This is a genomic window from Paenibacillus phytohabitans, from assembly GCF_013141775.1.
Taxonomy (GTDB): domain Bacteria; phylum Bacillota; class Bacilli; order Paenibacillales; family Paenibacillaceae; genus Paenibacillus_AQ; species Paenibacillus_AQ phytohabitans.
Genome location: NZ_WHOB01000086.1, coordinates 87,293 through 108,244 on the forward strand (window position 1 = coordinate 87,293; position 20,952 = coordinate 108,244).

Below are 20,952 nucleotides of genomic sequence, written 5' to 3' on the forward strand. Positions count from 1 at the left end.
AGGAGAATGAGCTTATGAAAGTGCAGGAGGTTATTGACCGGATTCTGCTGGATTGCTGCGGAGGCCGCAGATTGGAGCAGACCTGTGATGTGCTTGCGAGCGGCAATGAGGAGATGGAAGTCACAGGAATCGTCACTACGTTCATGGCGACCGTCGGGGTGATTAAGGAAGCCATCACAGCCGGAGCCAACCTGATTATTACCCATGAGCCTACCTATTATACGGGAATGGACACGCTGGACTGGGTTCAGAAAGACCCGGTATATTTGGCGAAGAGGAAGCTGATTGAGGAGAATGGAATTACGATCTGGAGATTCCATGATCACATGCATCTGGCCGATACGGACCGGATTTATGATGGTCTGCTCAAGGAGCTGGAGTGGCAGGATAAGAAGCTGGGCGACCAGGATTCCTGGGGCTATCTGATTGAAGAGACCACTGTCGGAGAGCTGGCAGGCTTCCTGAAGCAGAGGCTGGGCATGAAGGTCATTCAGATCGTCGGCAATCCGGCAGATGCCTGCTCCCGCATCGGCATACTGGTTGGGGGCGGCAGCCTCGGGCTGGGCAGGGAGCAAATGCCGATGGAGCTTATGCAGGACAAGAATCTGGATGTAATGATCTGCGGCGATATTACGGAGTGGACGTTATGCGCTTATGTTAATGATGCCTCCATGCTGGGTATGAACAAAGCGATGATTGTAATTGGCCATGAGCGGTCCGAGGAATGGGGCATGAAGTATATGGCCGAGTGGCTGGCACCGCTGGTGGACGGGCTTCCGGTTACGTTTGTGGATGCGAAGGAGCCGTTTGTATATTTGTAGACTACAATCAAATGAAGATTTGTGTTGTACAGGCTGTAGAGAAACTCTCTACGGCCTGTTTTATTTTTTGAATTTAGATAACAGTGGGCACATAGCTCCATGAAACGGGCAGGGTTGTGGTTTAGTCTTATTGGATTAAAGAAGTAGCATCGTTTAGAAGAAAATATATAACTTATACAATGAAAGGGGCTTTCACCCATCCCAATTCGGAGTATTGCGTATGCCAGAGTTTCATTAGGCCAAGGTCAGTTATAATCAATTTTTTCATATGATTCATTCAGGAATTCAGAAAATAAATATGAAGATAAAAAATGTCCTCCTCAGTATGAAAAGATAATATCCCGTTATACTGCTCCGCAATGTGCCGCATGCTTTTTATACCAAAACCGTGACGATTCTTATCGTGTTTAATGGTTTGTGGTAATTGATCACTAATCATGAGCTCACTTTCAAAATAGTTGGTGACATGAATAGCAATCACACCGTTCTCTTCACCTATAGAAATTGAAAGGGTCCGCTTGTTGTCATTACTGACCGTTGTTACGGCCTCAAGGGCATTTTCTATGGCATTACTTAAAAGAGAATATAAATGAGTAGATGAGATAAAAGATAAACAACGGCCATCAGCCATACAGCTCATGCGGATCCCATTTTTTTCACAGTAAAGCTGTTTTTTATAGAGAATGACATCCAGGATATCACTGCCTGTTTTGATCGTTGTATCGTACACCTCAATGGCAGCTTTCAATGAATCCACTTCCTGGTTGGTTAGCTTGTAGCTAATGTTCGATAATTGTTGGCGGAGGTCATGAGCCTTCATATTAATTATGTCAATTTCGCTTCGCATATTGTCAAACTGTTTTTTCTCTGAATAAAGAAGTTCGTCCATGATCAATAGATCCTGTTTCAGCTTGCTGGTCTCCAGTATTCTTGTACGCAGCAATAAAGTAAGCAAAGCATACAGAATTGCAAAAATCCGGATGATAAAATCAAGGATACTGTTCTCACCCTCAAATTTGCGGCTAAAGGAACTGAGTATCTCAGTTACTAAAATAAAGGTTAACGAAAAAGTAATAATCAGAATTTTGTTCGTTTTGTCATGCTCAAAAACTTTGGTACGTCGGAAAAAAAAGGCAAACAAAAGAATAAAAATAAAATGTATTAGGAAGTATAGCGGCCAGTCCCTCCATGGAACCATTTCCTTAAATAGTGAAAGCGTTTCATAAGGGTTCTTATCTAAAAGAATGATGAGTATTTCGTATAAACGGCCTACAATCAACTTAATGGCTACTGCGCCGCAAAGACACAGCAATAGCTCAGAAAAGTTCTCCTGGTACAGAAAGTAAAGAGCCATCAAAACGAATAAATAGGTAAAAATATTCAGCAAACCGCTAAATGGGCTGGGATACAATGAATTAACTACCGCAATCGCAAGAATAAGCGGCAAGGCCAAAGGTATAATTATTATTACTTTCATTCCAAAACGTTTTGTTTTTTGAAAGGGCAGTGTCAGTATAAAGATACAGAAAAGAATCTCAATCATACTGGCGGAGCGAATGATAAATTGCTTCGAATAGACGCCTAATAAATTATTGATGAGCTCGCTCATAAGTTTTTCTTCTTTACATACTCCATTAATTTTTCCATAAACGCTTTTTTCCTCGGCTGACTGATCCGCAAATCTACACCATCCAGCACAACAGTATACCCCTGGATTCTTTGTACATAAGCCAGATTGACCAGATAACAATTGTTACATCTGTAAAAATCATATTCCTGCAGTTTGATCTCAATCGATGAGATGGTGGCATATTGCCGGAAATCACCCTCTGCCGTGTGATAAATGACGTGATGTCCTTCGGTCTCAACATAGCGGATGCTTTTGGGCGATATTTTACGCATGCCATTGTCGGTTGCAATCAGGATATCATTCCCCGGCTTCTCATCCATTCTGCGGACGGCACGGGACATTTTCAACGCGAAATCATAATATTCAACCGGCTTTAGGATATAATCAAGCGCTTCCACTTCATATCCGTGAATTGCATATTGGGTGAGATTCGTAATGAAAATCAGGATAACCTCCTTATCGAGGGCTCTAAGGCTTCGGGCGGCATCCATTCCATTCATATAAGGCAGCTGAATATCCATGAATATAATATCGAAATTGGCAGTGTAATTCTCTAGCAGGGCAACAGCCTGGGGGAAATGCACGATGTTGAAAGAAAGTCCTTTGTCAGCGCCAAAGCTTGTAAGATGACTTTCTAACAAACGAGCTTGATTAATATCATCTTCCACAATGGCAATTGTGATTATCATCTTTCACCTCTCCAGTTGATGTCAGGTCATTTTACTATAGGAAGCGTTTTCTCTTTTGTCAACAATATAGCTTCCCGCTCTCGCAGACTACAAAAAAACAGCCTAAACTAAACGCAGCTTACCTTAATATGCTACATTTCTTCGAGAATAGGCCAGGAACCACACAAGAAAGACGTGATCTTATACAATAATCATGCGCTTTAGAAAGCGTATACAAAATTCATTTAAAGGGGTAGTTTTCATGACAAACAGAACGGTGAAAAAGGCTGCTACTGCAATTTGTGCGATGGCATTGGTGATAGGAATCACAGCATGCGGAAATGGTGAGAAGTCAGCGGGAGCAAGTGAATTGACTGGGAATTATGCTTCGACAACTAATGTCGGATTTATTAGTGCGTACCCGGAGCATACCTTCAAGCAGGCAACCTTCGGCGTGCAAAATATTGAGACCTTCTCAGATAATACGTACTGTTTGACGAGCACTGAAACGTTCTACTCCGGAGCCCTGGAATTCGCTGATGATGGTAAATATGATGTGGTTCCCAGAGGTTCAAATATCATTAAATACTACGGAACAGTAAAAGAAGTAGATGAAGAGGGCCTAATTACACTTGAATTATCCAAGCCCACAGCAGTCATTGCGAACAGTTCCTACTCGGCAGGTGCAAATCCAATCGGCTATGTAAACACCAAAGAATGGACGGATGAGATGGGCACGGCAGTTGGCGGTGAAGGACCTGCATTGTCTGCTGAAGAATACCTGGAAGCTGTGGCTTTCCCGGAGAATTCGATCATAGTTGACGCAGCAAAAGACAGCTTCGATTACGTTGTGTTGACTGCTGATGGAGCAACAACAAATTAAGCTAACCAGCGAGCGTGTAGGGAGGTAACCCATTGAAAAGAAAATCGAATATGTGGCGTGGATTCACATCTGTTTCTGCGTTTCTCTTATCCTTCAGTTTACTGATGACTCAATTACTAATGAGCTGGAGCGGCCAAGTTAACGTCTTCCTCAATGTCACGGCGCCTGTAATTGAAGCGGATGCCAGCACAATGCAATATAAGAGTGATTACGAGCTGTCGGATGCAGGATTGCAGGCTATGCTGGCAGATTCCGACAGACATGATGTACAAACCATGGAAGAGGGCACCGTTCTGCTAAAGAATGAGCAGGCTGTTCTGCCATTAAGCTCAGAAGAACGCAGTGTTACCTTGTTTGGCCGCTCGGCAGCGGATCCTGTCTACAGTGGGAATGCCGGAGGGCCAGGCATGGACGAGGAACGTAAGGTTAGCTTGCATAGTGCACTTACGGAAGCGGGCTTCCAGATTAATGACCAGTTATTTGATGCCTATGCGAAGAGTGACATTGCCAGGGTCAAGGCAGCACCGGACTGGTTTATTGGAGAAGTGGATAAAGGTTTCTATACCAGCGAGCTGCAAGCATCGTATCAGGATAGTTATAATGATGCGGCTATCGTCATGTTAGCGCGGGATGGTGGAGAGGGTAAAGATTTAGCCACCTCTGACAGGGACGGGATTTCATACCTTGCTCTCCATGATTCTGAAAAAGATCTATTAAAGATGATTAAGGATAGCGGCAAATTCGCGAAGACGATTGTATTGATCAATAGCGCGTATGCCATGGAGCTTGGCTGGATCGAAGAAGAGGAGTATGGAGTGGATGCTGCACTCTGGATTGGCAATCCCGGATTAAAGGGATTCACAGGTGTTGCCAATGTACTAACAGGTGCAGCAGATCCTTCTGGCAGACTGGTGGATACCTTTGCAGCAAACTCACTATCTTCACCGGCAGTAAGTAACGCAGGTGATTTCCAGTACGCCAATGATGATGGTCATTACATTGTCGAAGCGGAAGGGATCTATCAGGGATATAAATACTACGAAACAAGATATCAGGATGCTGTATTAAGGCTTCATAATGCTGACAGCAATGCAGGTGCTTTCATTAATAAGGAAGGCTGGAACTATGCGGATGAAATGGTATATACCTTTGGCTATGGCAGCTCCTATGCCGATTTCTCCCAAGAGTTAACGGCTGTGAATTGGGATAGACAAGCCAAAACAGTTATGGCAACCGTGAAGGTTACCAATAAAGGTTACCCGGCAGAGTCAGCCTATACCGGAAAGTCGAAGTCGGTAGTACAGCTGTATGCCCAGCTTCCTTATGAAGAAGGGCAGGCCGAGAAATCAGCGATCCAGCTGATTGGCTTCGGGAAGACAAGTGAGCTGGCCGCAGGCGAATCGGAAGAGATAACCGTCACGATTGACGAGTATTTGTTCGCAACCTATGACGCTAACGCTGAGAATGGCGCTGATCCAAGTAAGAAGGGCAGCTATGTCTTCGATCCGGGTGATTATTATTTTGCCATTGGACGGGACAGCCATGATGCCTTGAATAACATCCTGGTCAAGAAGGAAGGCGCACTAGTAAAAGGGAAGCTACTGGCTGCAGATGGTTCTAATGTAGCTGGAGAGCCGGACAATGCAATCTCTGTTCCACTAGAGTCATTGGATAACACCACTTATGCCAAGTCACAGCATACCGGGGAAGTTGTTTCGAATCAATTTGAAGATGTCGATATTAACTACTTTGCTGAGAATACGGTAACTTATTTAACACGCAACGATTGGGATACTTATCCTGAACCCTATAAAGATATTACGGCAACGGATGAGCTTAAAGAGATCATGTACAATCAGAAATACCAAAAACCGGCGGACGCTCCTGCATATGACAGCTTTACGCAAGGAGCAGAGGTTACACTCAAACTCCTGGATATGAAGGATGTTCCCTTTGAAGACGACGTAACATGGAACAAATTCCTGGATCAGTTAACTATCAGTGAATTAAGTGCAACGGTTGGTGAGAATTTTGGCCAACCGGCAGTGAAGTCCATTAATAAGCCTGCGAATAAAAATACGGATGGTCCTTCAGGCTCCCAATCCAGCTATTTGTATGGCGGTAATCACGCGGCAACCTTCCATGTCGTTCAAGTCGTGGCAGCTGCAACCTGGAACAGTGCATTAATAGCAGAACGCGGCAAATTTATTGCCGAGGATTGCCTGTTCAGCGGTACTTCACAGTTATGGTCACCAGGGGGGAATCTGCACCGTACCCCGTTTAGCGGACGTAACTTTGAATACTACTCTGAGGATAGTATTCTTACTTACCATATGGGAGCTGTTCAGACAGAAGCAATGCAAGCCAAAGGGTTAACAGCGGCCATCAAACATTTTGTAGCCAATGACCAAGAAACGAATAGACAAGAGCTATCTACATTTATGACGGAACAGGCCTATCGCCAAGGTCCTTTAAAGGGCTTTGAGGGAGCCTTCACTGAAGGCGGAGCTCTTGGTACGATGATGTCCTTCTCCCGGATTGGTGGCAGTTTGGCTTATAGCGATAATGCCACTATGAAACAAGTCTTAAGAAATGAATGGGGCTTCAAAGGCGTAACGATTACGGACTCCGTTAAAGGCAACCCTAACATTCCAACTATCGAATCGCTCGTTGCCGGAACGAATACATTTAATGCGGATACCGGACGTGCCAGTGAAGTTCATAAATACCTTGCCAGTAAGAAGGACGGCTATGTTCTACAAGAATTAAGACGAGCTAATAAACATTTCTATTATTCATTAGCCAAATCAAATTTGCTCAATGGATTAACGGATGACATCGAAGTTGAAGGGTTTACACCGTGGTGGCAAACCTTCCTGAAGGTTACTAATTACATTCTTATTGCATTGACACTCTTAAGTGTATTCATGTTCATTAGAAGTAGCTTAAGACGAAATGTAAAGGGGGGGAAATAAGATGGTCTTATTTAAAGATAGAACGCTTGGTTTTTGGATTGGTTTCCTGGCATCCTGCTTAATGCTTGCAGCAAACATCGCGTTTATCATTTTTGATTATGGCGATCGGACCTTTTCCTTTATTACTTTTGGCCTGATTCTCGCTGGTGTTGCAGGAGAATTGCTGGTTTGGATTAAAAGCTATTATATCGCCCCCCTATTACCCGCGGTTTGTTATGGCGTAGCCTTGTCGTGGCATCTTTACTTAGGGTTTCCAACCTTATCGGATGTTGTCAATGGGGTTAACTTCATTGGAGGAAATCCTCAAGCCGTTATTATTTTCGGTATTGCTTTTGCGCTCGGAACAGCGGGTGCAATGATTTCCAGCTTCATGAAACAATCGAGATCCGAAGGATTAATCTATACCTTGACTACTTCAAAATGATAAATGGAGAAAAGTAAATGAGAAAAATTAGTATCTGTGATGGATGGAGTTTTATAGAGAATATTACTGATGAATTTATCAATTTTACAGGAGAGGGGACAGCCGTAAGGCTGCCCCACACTTGTAAAGAAGTGCCTGTGCACTATATGGAGGAAAGCTCTTGTCAGATGATATGTGGTTATAGACGTCATCTTGAGGTTCATGAGGGTTTAAAGGGGAAGCGTCTGTTCCTGCAGTTTGATGGTGCCGCTCATGTGGCTGAGGTGTTTATCAATGGCACGAAGTTAATGACTCATAATGGTGGTTATACTGCCTTTCGTGTAGAAGTAACAGATAACCTGATATATGGGCAGGAGAACAAAGTTGTGGTCCGTCTGAACACACGAGAGGATGCTAATGTTCCGCCATTCGGCCACGTAATTGACTACATGACTTATGGTGGATTATACCGTGAAGCATGGTTATTGCTTGCTGAGCAGAGCTACGTGGAGGATGTGTTTGTCCGGACACCGGACATGAATCAGGCACTTATTGATGTTACCATCAGTCAGCCGGAAGCAAACCACACGCTGGAATTAGTTCTGCTGGACGAACAAAAAAATATAGTTGGCCAAAAGAGTGTAAAGGTATCAGGGGCAGTAATCACTGATTGCAGTATTGACGTTGTAAACATTCACGCGTGGAGTCCGGAAACTCCTTATCTCTATACCTTAGTAGCTTTGTTAAAGGATCATGAAGAAAACATTATTGATGAGTACAACGTATCAGTTGGATTCCGCCAAGCTGTTTTCCGCAAAGACGGATTCTATCTAAACGGCAGGAAATATAAGATTCGTGGAGTTAACCGCCATCAGAGCTATCCTCATGTAGGCTATGCTATGCCGGCATCCATGCAAGTGGAAGATGTAAGAATATTGAAAGAAGAGCTTCATGTGAATGCGGTCCGTACCTCCCATTATCCCCAGTCCAAGCATTTTCTTAATGCGTGTGACCTCCTGGGACTGCTTGTGTTCACAGAAACGCCCGGCTGGCAGCATATCAAGAATGATGAAGAATGGAAACGGATCGTCTGTAATAATGTTGAAGAAATGATCATGCAGTACCGTAACCATCCTTCGATTATTCTCTGGGGAGTCCGTGTGAACGAGTCACAGGATGATGATGTCTTGTACTCCAAGACCAATGAAATTGCCCGCCGTCTGGATCATAGCAGACAGACAAGCGGAGTCCGCTTTCTATGGAGAAGCAGTTTATTGGAAGATGTGTATGCCTTCAATGATTTTTCTCATACAGGGAAGAATGGCGGATTACTACCAAGGTGGCTGATATCGCCTAATAAGAATAAAGCCTATCTCATTGCCGAGTTCAATGGTCACATGTTTCCGACCAAGGCGACGGATACGCCGACCCACCGGCTGTCCCACGCTATGCGCCATGCCAATGTGCTAAATGAGGTATATAAAAGAGAAGATATTGCAGGAGCCTTCGGGTGGTGTATGTTCGATTATCAAACTCATGGTGATTTCGGATCAGGTGACCGGGTATGCTATCACGGCATCATGGACATGTACCGCAATCATAAACTGGCTACGAAAGTCTATGCCAGCTTCTCAGAGGAAACCCCGGTTCTGGAAGTCGGTTCAGATATGCATATCGGCGATTACCCGGGAGGTGCTGTCGGTGAAAATTATATTTTCACTAATGCTGATTCGGTTCGTCTATACAAGAATGAACGGATGATCCGGGAATTTAAGCCGGTCAACAAAAAATACCGCTATTTACCGCATCCGCCAATCGAATTCTACGACACCGTGGGCAATGTGATTGAAGAAGGAGAAAAGTATTCACACCAAAAAGCCGAAGCGATTAAAGAATGTCTCTTGGCTATTCAGCGGTTTGGTACTGCCTTACCCCCAAGGTACATTTTTAAAGCGCTGTGGGTGATGCTCCGTCATCTGGTGTCACCGGTAACTTTCTACAAGCTATTCTTCAAATATATTGAGAACTGGGGTGTGTCTGCACCGGTCTACCGCTTTGAAGCGATTAAGAATGGCCAGGTGGTTGCAGAGGTAGTGAAAGCCTCTAATGCGAGTATTCATTTAGAAACGACCGTTAGTGGAACGGAGTTAATTGAAGCCGATACCTTTGATGTGTCATCTATCCGTATTCGGGTTGTAGATGCGAATAACAACAATGCCACGTACTCACATCTGCCGGTCTTCTTAAAAGCAGTAGGTGCAATAGAAATCGTAGGTCCGGATTGTGTCACTGCCGAAGGGGGCATGTGCGGCACCTATGTTAAAACAACAGGGATAGCTGGAGAAGGGACATTGACGATTACCTCCAATCAGACAGAACCAGTCCAGTTGCGCTTTAGTGTGAAAATAGAAGGAAGTGGTATTAGTGAGCGGTATTAAAGCGTTCTGGAGTAACTACAGTCTTAAACATCCCCAAATCGCGCAATTTATTATGTTTTTGTTATTAAGCAATGGCATTACGGTGTTTCAGATGATCCTTATGCCGGTTTTGAAGGCAGTTTTTAACGGATCTGCTTTGGAAGCTCATGATTTTCAGATTTTACCGGTTGGACATAATACTGATGGATCTCCCTACTATATTTTCAACTATCCTTCAGGGTCAATCGCCTCTGGTGGAGGCGGTGGACTATCCTACTTCCTTGCTGTTCAGCTGACGCTGGGGATCGCCCAGGTGATTAACTTCTTTGCTCAACGGAATATTACCTTTCGATCCAAAGGTAATATTTACAAAGCGGCTGTCTGGTATCTTATCGCCTATTTCCTGATAACCATTTGCGCGGGTGCCCTTCAGGGGTGGTACAAGGACCCGATCTACCAGTTCTTTATTGATAGGTTTGGAGGAACCGGTGAAACGGCTGCAGATTTAATTACGATGATTATTAATGCTGCCATCTCGTTCTGGGTGTATTTCCCGATCCTGAAGATCATTTTCAAAGAAGATAAACAGCAAAAGGTGGCCTAAAAAAGAATAAAAAGAGGTTAGTAATAATGAAATTATTGTCATTCATTGTACCCTGCTATAACTCACAGGATTATATGGACCGCTGTATTAGCAGCCTGCTAGTTAATGACGAAGAAATTGAAATCATTATTGTTAATGATGGCTCCAACGACGGCACTAGAATGATTGCAGACAGCTACGAGAGCATGTATCCATCGATGGTCAAAGTGGTGCATCAAGAAAACAAAGGCCATGGCGGTGCGGTGAATACGGGGATTAAGGTTGCTGCAGGCTTGTTCGTTAAAGTGGTGGACAGTGATGACTGGGTGGACCGGGAGGCATATCAACAAATCCGGATGAAGCTAAAAGCGCTGGTCGCTGAGGGCAAGGCCGTCGATATGGTTGTCAGCAATTTCGTATATGAGAAAACAGGTAAACGTCACCGGAAGGTAATGAAGTATGACCGGAACCTTCCTGAGGGACGGGTGTTCACCTGGGATGAAATTAAATCCTTCCGTAAAGGCCAGTATATTTTAATGCATTCCATTATCTATCGCACGAATTTGTTAAAAGAATGCCGCTTCACACTTCCCGAGCATACCTTCTACGTGGACAATCTGTTTGTGTTTAAACCGCTTGAAAAAGTGAAGCGGATTTATTATGTGAACGTCGATTTCTACCGGTATTTCATTGGACGAGAAGATCAGTCGGTTAATGAGAAAGTGATGATTGAAAGAATAGACCAGCAGCTTAAAGTGAATAAGCTCATGATCGATGGAATGAACATTGAACAGATTAAAAGTCCTAAGCTTCGCCAATATATGCTCAATTACCTTGAGATTATCACAATTATTTCTACAATCCTGTTAATCCGTTCACGTAAGAAAGAAAATCTGCAGAAGAAAAAAGAGCTGTGGAAGTATATGAATGAAAAAGATATTGAGTTATACAATACGATCAGATACGGAGTCATGGGAAGAATGATGAATATTCCGGGGTATTTGGGCCGCAGTATAACGGTATCTGCCTATAAAGTCTCACAGAAGATTGTGGGATTCAATTGAAAGCTGCAAACCTGTGGATGTGACCCTTCATCTGCAGGTTTATTTTTTACGCCGCAAATTTTGAGAAAAGGCAGGGTGAACCTATATGAAATACGACTATCTGGTTGTGGGCTCCGGACTATTCGGCAGTATCTTTGCCTATGAAGCAGCCAAGCGGGGAAGACGGATAAAGGTAATCGATAAGCGGGATCATCTGGGCGGTAATGTATACACCAAAAATATTGAAGGTATCCAGGTACATCAATACGGGGCGCATATTTTCCATACGAATAACAAAGGGATTTGGGACTACATTAATGAGTTTGCCGAATTTAACCGCTATACCAACAGTCCCATTGCCAACTATAAAGGTGAAATATATAGCTTGCCTTTTAATATGAATACATTTAATCAATTATGGGGGACGATTACGCCTGACGAAGCACAGTCAAGGATCGCTGAACAAAGATCAGCCGCTGGAATTGGGGATCCGAATAACCTGGAAGAACAAGCTATTTCATTAGTTGGACTCGATATCTATGAGAAACTAGTAAAGGGTTATACCGAAAAACAATGGGGGCGTAAAGCAGCAGAGCTGCCTGCCTTCATTATCAAACGGATCCCTGTCCGTTTCACCTATGATAATAATTATTTCAATGACCGGTATCAGGGAATTCCTATCGGCGGCTATACGCAAATCATTGAAAAAATGCTGTCTAGTGAATTGATTGACCTAGAGTTGAATCAAGACTTATTTGCAAATAAAGCGGCTTACTTAGAAGAATACCCCAAGATTGTTTATACAGGAATGATCGATCAATTGTTTGATTACAGGTACGGTGAATTAGAATACCGGAGTTTAAGATTTGAATCCGTTACTTTGGACCGGCAAAACTATCAAGGAAATGCAGTGGTCAATTATACGGATGCAGAAACCCCATATACGCGGATTATTGAGCATAAACATTTTGAATTTGGCGAACAGCCAAAGACTATTATAACTAAAGAATACCCACAAACATGGAAAAAGGGTGACGAGCCGTATTACCCTTTAAATGATGACGGTAATAATGAGAAATATAGAAAGTACCGTGAGCTAGCGGAACAAATGCCTAATATTCTGCTCGGGGGACGACTGGGTATGTATAAATATTTCGATATGCATCAAGTCATTGCAGCAGCATTATGCTTAGTCCAAGAAGAATTCAGATGAAATATATAACTTTAATTGAACAAATGACTTTAGAAGAGAAAGCATCTTTAATGTCAGGAAAAGACTTCTGGACTACTCAAAGCATAGAGCGTTTGGGAATACGCAGCCTGTATCTGGCGGATGGACCACATGGAATTAGAAGGCAGGCAGCAGCTGCAGATCATCTTGGACTAAATGCCAGCATTCAAGCAACTTGTTACCCGACCGCTGCGACTGTAGCCAACAGCTGGAATGTAGAGCTTGGTGAGAGGATTGGAGAGTACCTTGGAGCAGAAGCAGCTTCACAGCAAGTCAATGTTCTTCTGGGGCCTGGTATTAACATGAAGAGGAACCCTCTTTGCGGAAGAAACTTCGAGTATTTCAGTGAAGATCCTTATCTTGCCGGTAAAATGGCTGCAGCTTATATCCGGGGCATTCAATCACATGGGATCTCAGCATGTGTGAAGCACTTCGCTGTGAACAATCAAGAAGAGAGACGGATGTCCATTGATACCATTGTTGATGAAAGAGCGCTTAGGGAAATTTATCTGACTGCATTTGAAATCGCCGTTCAGGAAGGCGAGCCGAAGACGCTTATGTCTTCCTATAATCTTCTGAATGGAAGTTACACGAATGAAAACATCCATATAATGAAGGATATTTTGCGTGATGAATGGGGTTATAAAGGGGTTCTTGTCACTGATTGGGGTGGAAGTAATGACCGTTTAGCAGGATTGTTAGCCGGCAATGAACTCGAGATGCCAACAACCGCAGGCGAGACGAATGCTGAAATCATCCGGGCCATCCAGAGCGGAGAAATCGTGGAAGAAGGATTAGATGAATGTGTGGATAGAATGCTTGAACTGATTTTCACAACAGAGATAACTGCTGGAAGTCCCAGAGAGTTTGCTGTGGAAAAACACCATAAGGTAGCGCAGTGGGCTGCTGAAGAGTCCGTGGTTCTTCTTAAAAATGAAGGGAATATATTGCCCCTTAGAAAAGGTGTGAAGCTAGCTGTAATCGGTGATTTCGCGAAAAATCCAAGATACCAGGGGGCTGGATCATCTATAGTAAATCCAACAATAATCAATAATATATTAGATTATCTAGACCAATCAGATTTGACCAGTATTGGATATGAGCCCGGTTTTGAACGTCAAGGCAAGAACAATAAGAAAAAACTTAATAGAGCCTGTGCTCTTGCCCAAAAAGCAGATGTTGTTCTTCTATATATGGGTCTGGATGAAGCTTATGAAACTGAAGGATTAGATAGACGAAGCATCGAGATCCCCGGGAATCAGATTAACCTATTACATGCATTATATAAAGTTAACTCCAACATTGTAGCAGTGCTCGCTTGCGGCTCTGTGGTAGAAATACCGTGGATTCATAAGATTAAAGGATTAATACATGGTTATCTACCGGGGCAAGCAGGAGCGGGGGCTATAGGGAGGATTTTAACGGGAGAAGTGAATCCTTCAGGGAAGCTGGCAGAAACCTATCCCCTATGTTATGAAGATACGCCATCCTATCACCACTTTCCGGGCAAGGAAGTCAGCGTAGAGTATAGAGAGAGCATTTATATGGGCTACCGCTATTATGATACAGCAATTAAGAACGTGCTTTTCCCGTTCGGTTACGGTCTAAGCTATACCCAATATGAGTACTCCAACCTTGAGGTTTCCAGTAAAGGGGTAACATTTGAATTAACGAATACCGGAGATATTCCCGGAATGGAGATTGTTCAGCTATATGTAGGCTGTAAATCGCAGGAAATATTTAGAGCGGTTAAAGAATTAAAAGGATTTGCCAAAGTGCGTCTGGCTGCGGGAGAGACCCGGAAAGTAACGCTGCCTTTTGATGATAAAACATTCCGCTATTTCAACGTGAAGACAAATAAATGGGAAATCGAAGCAGCGGACTATGAGATCAGTATCGGTGCTTCAAGTGCAGACATCCGATTGGCAGACACCCTGTTTGTAGAAGGGACAGGTGCACCACCTCCTTATGATAAGGATATGCTTCCTGCCTATTATTCGGGAAAAGCCAACAATGTCAGCTCGACTGAATTTGAATATCTGCTTGGATATAAAATACCTGTCTCTAAATGGGACCGGTCACAGCCTCTGGGGTACAACGATACCATTGCCCAGTGCCAGTATGCAAAGGGAAGAAGTGCAAGGTTTGTTTACCATTTAATAGCTTTTGTTCATTGGTTTTTAATAAAGACCGGAAAGAGGAGCACAGCTAATCTCATCATGATGTCTATTTATCATATGCCCTTCAGAGGTGTTGCGAGAATGACAGGCGGAATTGTGAATATGCCTATGCTGGATGGGATTTTGATGATGGTAAATGGTCATTTTTTCAGAGGATTAAGTCATGTGTTGAAGGAGAAGAGCAGAATGGTGAGTATCGCCCAAAAAAACCATATTGACCGGAAAATACCCTAGAAAGTCCCTAACTTTGTCCGTTAAAAATATGTAAGCGCTCTGTTATCATACTGTATGACCTAATGTACTTTTACATTAGAATTACGAAAATGAGGTGAAACAATTGATATTTGTAGGAACGAACTACCATCCGCATGATTGGCCCCGGGAACGCTGGCCAGTTGATATTCAATTGATGAAGGATTCTGGATTCAATCTCGTTCGTTTGGGACATCTGTGTTGGGACAGCTTTGAGCCTTCGGAAGGAAACTTCACATTCGAGTGGTTTGATGAAGTAATGGATCTGTTTGCGGAAGCAGGAATTAAGGTAGTTCTTGATATTGCCACCCGCCCTGCTCCGACTTGGTTGCATAAGAAATACCCGGAAATCGACCTGGCCGATCGCAGTGGCAATCGGCTTGCTGCAGTCCATCGGTATATGGATGATGTAGGAAATCCGGTCTTTCAAGAATACGCTTATCGGTTTGCTGATATGCTAACCAATCGTTACGCTAATGCTCCAGCGCTCTATGCTTTAGGTTTATGTAACGAGATAGGCAGTGGGGCACCAAGCTTCTCAGAGGATGCACGCCGGCGTTATGTGCAGTGGCTCAGAGAAAAATATCAAACGATTGAACAGTTGAATCTTTGCTGGGCTGCGCATCGATGGTCACGCAAGTTGAATAGCTTTGAAGATGCAGAGTTCCCGGTAGCGGGTGCAATGAATGGAGCACCAGAGCGTATGCTGGACATGTGGCGTTTTTTCTCGGATGAACAGCTTGATTATCTACAGGGACTAAGGGACTTAGTTCGTAAGAATGCTCCAGGGATCAAAGAGTCGACTAATCACTGGGGGGAACATCCTGGATACGGGTTCGATTATTTGAAAGCTAACGGAACATTATTTGATATTCCTGGAGTTGGCTTTTATCCTGGTGTCAATCCCGAAGACAGAAACGCTCTCAACGGCACATGCTTCACACTGAATCACCGGATTGGTGAGACCAACAAACCGATTTGGTGTCTGGAATTCCAAACGGGGTCGTTTGGGGCATATGCCCCACCAAAAGGTGTGCTAAGAATGTATGCCTATCTCGCTTTGTTATTCCGTGCAGAGGCTGTATGTGCCTGGACATGGCGATCCATGCTGGGAGGTGAAGAGCAGTACTTTTACGGTTTGTTGGATCATGACGGACTTCCAGGAAGAAAACTGGATGAATTCCGGCAGTTTACATCTGAACTCGATAAACTTTCTGATCTGGGCTTACCATACCTGCCAAATCCTGAGATCGCCCTTGCCTATTCCTATGAAGCTTTCAAAGTCTCCGAGAATCAGAAGGCGTATTACAAAACACCTTATCTGAAACAAGTTATAACGACTTATCAGGCTTTGATGGCCGATAACACAGACTGTAATGTAGTGAATCTGCGGAGTATTGAAAAGGATTACAAGCTTCTATTGATTCCCGGACATTGCATTATGGATGAAGCTTCTGCTCAGTCTGTTCGTCAATTTGTAGAACAGGGTGGTACGGTTATTATGACTGCATATTCTGCAAAAGTGGATGAGAATAATCAGGTTTTCAGTTCGACCTTGCCCGGCAGGCTTAGCGATGTATTCGGTATCCGTGCGGGTGCGTTTGAACGACCGATTTATCATACTTCCGAAGCAAATGAAGGCGGGCTTCAGAAGGAGCGGATGAATCTGCGCCGTGAATCACCACGGATACGTATGGGCGAGCAAATCTTTGATACACCTATTGATTACTATGAAATTCTGGAGCCCAGCACGGCAGAGACTTGGGCTAATTTTACCGATATAGATCGGGAATTGCCGGCAGTGACAGCGAATACTTTTGGGCAAGGTACGGCCATCTATACAGCTGTTCCTGCACAAATGGATGTTCTTAAAGCGCTGCTAGAGATATGTTATGAAAAGTTGGATATACAGAAGGGATTGGCCGCTCCGGAAGGCGTTGTCGCCCGTAGGATAGGTGATTCAGCGATTTATGTGAATACGACAGGTTCTGAGCAGATCTTGAATCTATCACTCAAGGGTCACAGCCTACTGTCAAGTAGTATATTTGAAGGTGAATTGCTACTAAAACCATATGATGTCGAAGTGCTTAGTACATCAGAGTTTGCCCAGTTGTAGTGAATAGTACAAGATATGTCTTATGAAGTTTCCAGGCCGGAGTGTTAATATGCTCCGGCTTGTTGCAGTTTCATGCGAATAAAGTAAACGATTTTAGAGACCCTAAAAACACCTTAGTAAAATCCTAAATCTCCTGGTTTAAGCTAGCTTGGCAATAGTATATTCTAAATGCAAGCGCAATCATAAATGTCTGAAACATAAATTCTGCGCCAATTAACTAATATCAGAGGGGGAACTTCAGTATGCTCAGAAAGAAAATTTTTGGTTCTATCATGATTGCGGCGTTGCTGCCAGGTATTATTGCTGGCTGCTCGTCGAACAATAATGAAAATGCCGGACAGACGAACAGTGCTCAAACGACGAATACAGAAAGTACGCAGGGGGCGACAGACGATAAACTTGTCGATCTCGAAGTTTGGTGGGCAAATACGGGGTATAAGGGAATTGAGAAAGATAGTCCGTTATACAAACAATACGCTGATTTGCTTGGCGTTGGTGTTACCAGCCCATATGTAGAATGGAATGGCGGCACGGACTACTTGAACACTCTCAATATGAAGATTGCTGCTGGGGAAATGCCCAATGTATTTCTTCCCTGGAATGGAAATGAAACCGATCTTGCCAAAAATGGTGCTATTGCAGATTTGACCGAATTGTTGCCTGAATATGCACCTAATCTATGGAAGCTCATCCCAGAGGATGTATGGAATGTAGTCAAGGCGAATGACCCAACCGGAGAAGGGAAAATTTACTGGATTCCAGGTATTAAAGGGTATGAGAGAACCACAGGAATGATCCGCAAGGACTGGCTGGACACATTAGGGTTGCAAATTCCAAAGACTCAAGACGAATATATAAATGTTTTGAAAGCGTTTAAAGAACAAGATCCTAACGGTAATGGTATAGCGGATGAGGTTCCTACCGGTGGCAGACAAAATGCCCGGTGGATGGATCACCTCTTCAACATGTATGGTGTAGCGATGGTCGAAGGTTATCCGGATTGGGATATTTATAATGGGGAATTAACATATTCAGCTGTTTCTCCAAATATGAAGGATGCTCTTGCTTTTATTGCTAAACTCTATAAGGAACAGTTGATGGATCAGGAAACATTTCTTAATGACAAAGCGGCTTGGGATGGGAAAGTTGATGGGAATATAGTTGGCAGTTATTTCCAATGGGCTGAGTCATCCTATTTACATCTGGGTCTCATTGAACAATCTTCTGGCGTGAAGGCAGACTTCTCGGTACTTCCGGTTCTTGAAGCTCCGGGATATGAGGGGCAAGGGTTTATTACTACTAAGCAAGTGGGAAATCCTGAATGGGTTGTAAGTGCTCAACAGGATGATGAACACCTGAAAGCGAGCTTGAAATTCCTCGATGGTATTGCTGACCAATCTAAATGGATGGACATTTACTGGGGAGCAGAAGGCATGCATTATAGTGTGGCAGATGGTAAAAAAACCAAATTACCTGATGATAAGAGTACTCAGCAAAATCGACTGACCCCATACGATCAATTCGGAAACATCGAATTCAAAGAGCAATTGCTGACTGAATCAGCATCAGAAAGCGATAAATGGCAATTTGAACAAAGCATTCGCAACATGAAGGATCTTCAACAGTATGTAAAAATAATTGCTGGTGACGGTTTACCTTCTACCGTATATACCGACTATCCAGATATCAAGAATTATACGCTCTGGTATGAATATGCGACAAAAATTATTATCGGAACCTATTCCATCGATAAATTTGATGAGTTTGTGGATAAATGGAACAGTTCTGGTGGGGCAGAGGTGACAAAAAGAGCAAGAGAATGGTATGCCAAACTGGGAAAGTAAACGGACATAAATAGAAATTTAAGAAGAATGGGCAGTTTGGTTACTATCGGATTGCCCATTTCTTTCTTAAAACGAATAAATAAACAGGATGGAGTGAAGAATCCATATGCAAGCTACTGGTCGATTTTATCAGCATGCACGAAAATGCTGGCCGTTGTATCTCATGGCTTTGCCGGGTTTGGTTTTTTTAATAGTTTTACGTTATATTCCTCTCGGAGGATCTATTATAGCTTTTCAAGATTATTCGTTATTTAAAGGAATCGCAGATAGTCCGTGGGTAGGATTCAAACATTTCAAGATTTTATTTGATTCTCCTGATTTTTACCGTATTTTTGCGAATACGCTGATCCTCGGCTTTTTAAAAGTCGTTGTCATATTTCCGGTACCGCTGATATTGGCTCTTATGATTAACGAAGTTCGGGCGGTATTATTGAAGAAAGGGATTCAAACTGCGCTTTATATTCCCCATTTCTTGTCTTGGGTAATTATTGCGGGTATTGCTTTCGACATGTTTTCATTAAATGGGATATTCAATACAGTGCGGGATTGGTTTGGTTATGCACCAAATTTGATTATGCAGGATGAACGCTATTTTCGATGGATATATGTATTTACCTCCATATGGAGGGAGGCTGGTTGGGGGACAATTATTTATTTGGCAGCTATAAGTGCAATGGATCCCCAAATCTACGAGTCAGCCACAATTGATGGTGCTTCCAGAATGAAGCAAATCCGCCATATTACATTACCACTCCTCTTGCCAACTGCTTTAGTGCTTTTCTTAATTAATCTCGGAAGTTTCCTTGATTTAGGTTTTGATCAAGTCTTCACTTTGCTTACGCCAATGACTTATTCCGTCGGGGATATTATCGATACTTATGTGTATCGGTCAGGTATTCAGGAAGCGCGGTACAGCTTTGCGACAGCAGTAGGTCTGTTCCAAGCCATTATCGGTTTTGTACTTGTGTATGTTTTCAACCGGATTTCCAAAAAAGTTACCGGCGGGGGGTTATGGTAATATGTCGATGTCCTTTAGTGAAAAAGTCATTCAGAAATGCATCGTTGCCTTTCTAATTATATTATCAGTAATTGCTCTAATTCCACTGCTTTCGGTTTTGTCTGTTTCATTCAGCTCAAGGGTTCCGGTGGAACTGAATCAGGTGACGATTTGGCCGAAAGGGTTTACACTGGACTCATGGAAATATGTGCTTGACCGGCCTGACCTATGGAGATCATTCGGAGTAACGGCAATTGCGACCATTGTCGGAACCATTCTGAGTCTATTGATTACCGCGTTGTTAGCCTATCCGCTTACCAAAAAAGAGTTTACGATAGGGAAAGTTGTTATGCTTGCCGCAGTTATTACAATGGTATTTAAAGCTCCGCTTATTCCTTACTTTTTGACAATGAAGAATATTGGACTGTATGACAATCCGTTAGTGCTTGTTATTCCACATATACTCACTGCCTATAATCTAATTATTATGCGTACCTTTTTTCTGGAATTCCCGAGTGAGCTTGAGGAAGCTGCTGTTGTCGAAGGAGCAGGGTACTTCCGTTTGCTGTTCAAGATTGTGCTCCCATTGTCCAAGGCCGTACTCGCTACACTTGGATTATTCTATGCAGTGACAATTTGGAACCAATTCCAGCATCCGCTAATGTTCATCCAGAACCCGGACTGGTATCCACTGCAGATCAAAATAAGACAGTTTATTACTAGTGACAATGAGCTGCAAATTGTGGGCAATATGTCGCAACTGAACTACAGCGCCAGAACGCTTCGTGCAGTTACCATCGTTTTTGCAATTGTTCCGATTCTCATGATTTACCCTTACTTACAAAAGTACTTCACTAAAGGTGCGATGCTGGGTTCCGTAAAAGGATAAGCTATAAACTCATCCTGTCG

Annotated in this window: 15 protein-coding genes; 13 read left to right on the forward strand and 2 right to left on the reverse strand. The window is 43.2% G+C overall.

Going from position 1 to position 20,952, the window contains the following annotated elements; all coding sequences use genetic code 11:
• Window positions 1-14 precede the first annotated feature (14 nt).
• Window positions 15-821 carry a Nif3-like dinuclear metal center hexameric protein gene (locus GC101_RS28115; protein WP_171720023.1) on the forward strand — a complete coding sequence of 269 codons (807 nt, stop codon included), beginning with the start codon at window positions 15-17 and terminating at the stop codon, window positions 819-821.
• 277 nt (window positions 822-1,098) lie between these two features.
• On the opposite strand, the gene GC101_RS28120 is transcribed toward GC101_RS28115, so the two are convergent.
• Together GC101_RS28120 and GC101_RS28125 are read right to left on the reverse strand one after the other, a co-directional pair.
• Window positions 1,099-2,430 (reverse strand): ATP-binding protein, encoded by a 1,332-nt coding sequence (locus GC101_RS28120; RefSeq protein WP_171720024.1) that lies wholly within the window; start codon window positions 2,428-2,430, stop codon window positions 1,099-1,101.
• A complete protein-coding gene (locus GC101_RS28125) occupies window positions 2,427-3,140 on the reverse strand; it encodes a LytR/AlgR family response regulator transcription factor (protein WP_171720025.1) in 714 nt (237 codons plus the stop codon). Before GC101_RS28125 ends, GC101_RS28120 begins: the two co-directional genes overlap by 4 nt.
• Before the next feature lie 241 nt (window positions 3,141-3,381).
• On the opposite strand from GC101_RS28125, the gene GC101_RS28130 reads away from it, so the two are divergent.
• The 12 genes from GC101_RS28130 (at window position 3,382) to GC101_RS28185 (ending at window position 20,932) form a co-directional block, all read left to right on the forward strand.
• Window positions 3,382-4,002, forward strand: coding sequence for a hypothetical protein (locus GC101_RS28130; protein WP_171720026.1), 621 nt, complete (start codon window positions 3,382-3,384; stop codon window positions 4,000-4,002).
• 32 nt (window positions 4,003-4,034) lie between these two features.
• Entirely contained in the window at window positions 4,035-6,977 is a 2,943-nt protein-coding gene (locus tag GC101_RS28135) for a glycoside hydrolase family 3 protein (protein WP_171720027.1), read from the forward strand.
• 1 nt (window position 6,978) lies between these two features.
• A complete protein-coding gene (locus GC101_RS28140; RefSeq protein ID WP_171720028.1) occupies window positions 6,979-7,401 on the forward strand; it encodes a hypothetical protein in 423 nt (140 codons plus the stop codon).
• Between the two features lie 17 nt (window positions 7,402-7,418).
• Window positions 7,419-9,818, forward strand: coding sequence for a glycoside hydrolase family 2 protein (locus GC101_RS28145; protein ID WP_171720029.1), 2,400 nt, complete (start codon window positions 7,419-7,421; stop codon window positions 9,816-9,818).
• A complete protein-coding gene (locus GC101_RS28150) occupies window positions 9,805-10,401 on the forward strand; it encodes a hypothetical protein (RefSeq protein ID WP_171720030.1) in 597 nt (198 codons plus the stop codon). Before GC101_RS28145 ends, GC101_RS28150 begins: the two co-directional genes overlap by 14 nt.
• 26 nt (window positions 10,402-10,427) lie before the next feature.
• A complete protein-coding gene (locus GC101_RS28155; RefSeq protein ID WP_039293460.1) occupies window positions 10,428-11,444 on the forward strand; it encodes a glycosyltransferase family 2 protein in 1,017 nt (338 codons plus the stop codon).
• A gap of 85 nt (window positions 11,445-11,529) precedes the next feature.
• Window positions 11,530-12,636 (forward strand): UDP-galactopyranose mutase, encoded by a 1,107-nt coding sequence (gene glf / locus GC101_RS28160; protein WP_171720031.1) that lies wholly within the window; start codon window positions 11,530-11,532, stop codon window positions 12,634-12,636.
• Window positions 12,633-15,068: a beta-glucosidase gene (locus GC101_RS28165; RefSeq protein ID WP_171720032.1), complete on the forward strand. Its 2,436-nt coding sequence runs from the start codon at window positions 12,633-12,635 to the stop codon at window positions 15,066-15,068. Before glf ends, GC101_RS28165 begins: the two co-directional genes overlap by 4 nt.
• A 103-nt stretch (window positions 15,069-15,171) precedes the next feature.
• Window positions 15,172-17,202: a beta-galactosidase gene (locus tag GC101_RS28170; protein ID WP_171720033.1), complete on the forward strand. Its 2,031-nt coding sequence runs from the start codon at window positions 15,172-15,174 to the stop codon at window positions 17,200-17,202.
• A 242-nt stretch (window positions 17,203-17,444) separates the two neighbouring features.
• A complete protein-coding gene (locus GC101_RS28175; protein ID WP_246354550.1) occupies window positions 17,445-19,046 on the forward strand; it encodes a type 2 periplasmic-binding domain-containing protein in 1,602 nt (533 codons plus the stop codon).
• A 106-nt stretch (window positions 19,047-19,152) separates the two neighbouring features.
• On the forward strand, window positions 19,153-20,064 hold the full coding sequence (locus GC101_RS28180; RefSeq protein ID WP_171720034.1) for an ABC transporter permease: 912 nt from the start codon (window positions 19,153-19,155) through the stop codon (window positions 20,062-20,064).
• Between the two features lie 142 nt (window positions 20,065-20,206).
• On the forward strand, window positions 20,207-20,932 hold the full coding sequence (locus GC101_RS28185) for a carbohydrate ABC transporter permease (RefSeq protein ID WP_343049836.1): 726 nt from the start codon (window positions 20,207-20,209) through the stop codon (window positions 20,930-20,932).
• Window positions 20,933-20,952: the final 20 nt, after the last annotated feature.

Excerpts from the sequence above, each read along its gene's own strand:
- GC101_RS28115 (WP_171720023.1), top strand. The coding sequence starts at position 15 with ATGAAAGTGCAGGAGGTTATTGACCGGATTCTGCTGGATTGCTGCGGA.
- GC101_RS28120 (WP_171720024.1), bottom strand. The coding sequence starts at position 2,430 with ATGAGCGAGCTCATCAATAATTTATTAGGCGTCTATTCGAAGCAATTT.
- GC101_RS28125 (WP_171720025.1), bottom strand. The coding sequence starts at position 3,140 with ATGATAATCACAATTGCCATTGTGGAAGATGATATTAATCAAGCTCGT.
- GC101_RS28130 (WP_171720026.1), top strand. The coding sequence starts at position 3,382 with ATGACAAACAGAACGGTGAAAAAGGCTGCTACTGCAATTTGTGCGATG.
- GC101_RS28140 (WP_171720028.1), top strand. The coding sequence starts at position 6,979 with ATGGTCTTATTTAAAGATAGAACGCTTGGTTTTTGGATTGGTTTCCTG.
- GC101_RS28145 (WP_171720029.1), top strand. The coding sequence starts at position 7,419 with ATGAGAAAAATTAGTATCTGTGATGGATGGAGTTTTATAGAGAATATT.
- GC101_RS28155 (WP_039293460.1), top strand. The coding sequence starts at position 10,428 with ATGAAATTATTGTCATTCATTGTACCCTGCTATAACTCACAGGATTAT.
- glf (WP_171720031.1), top strand. The coding sequence starts at position 11,530 with ATGAAATACGACTATCTGGTTGTGGGCTCCGGACTATTCGGCAGTATC.
- GC101_RS28165 (WP_171720032.1), top strand. The coding sequence starts at position 12,633 with ATGAAATATATAACTTTAATTGAACAAATGACTTTAGAAGAGAAAGCA.
- GC101_RS28175 (WP_246354550.1), top strand. The coding sequence starts at position 17,445 with ATGCTCAGAAAGAAAATTTTTGGTTCTATCATGATTGCGGCGTTGCTG.
- GC101_RS28180 (WP_171720034.1), top strand. The coding sequence starts at position 19,153 with ATGCAAGCTACTGGTCGATTTTATCAGCATGCACGAAAATGCTGGCCG.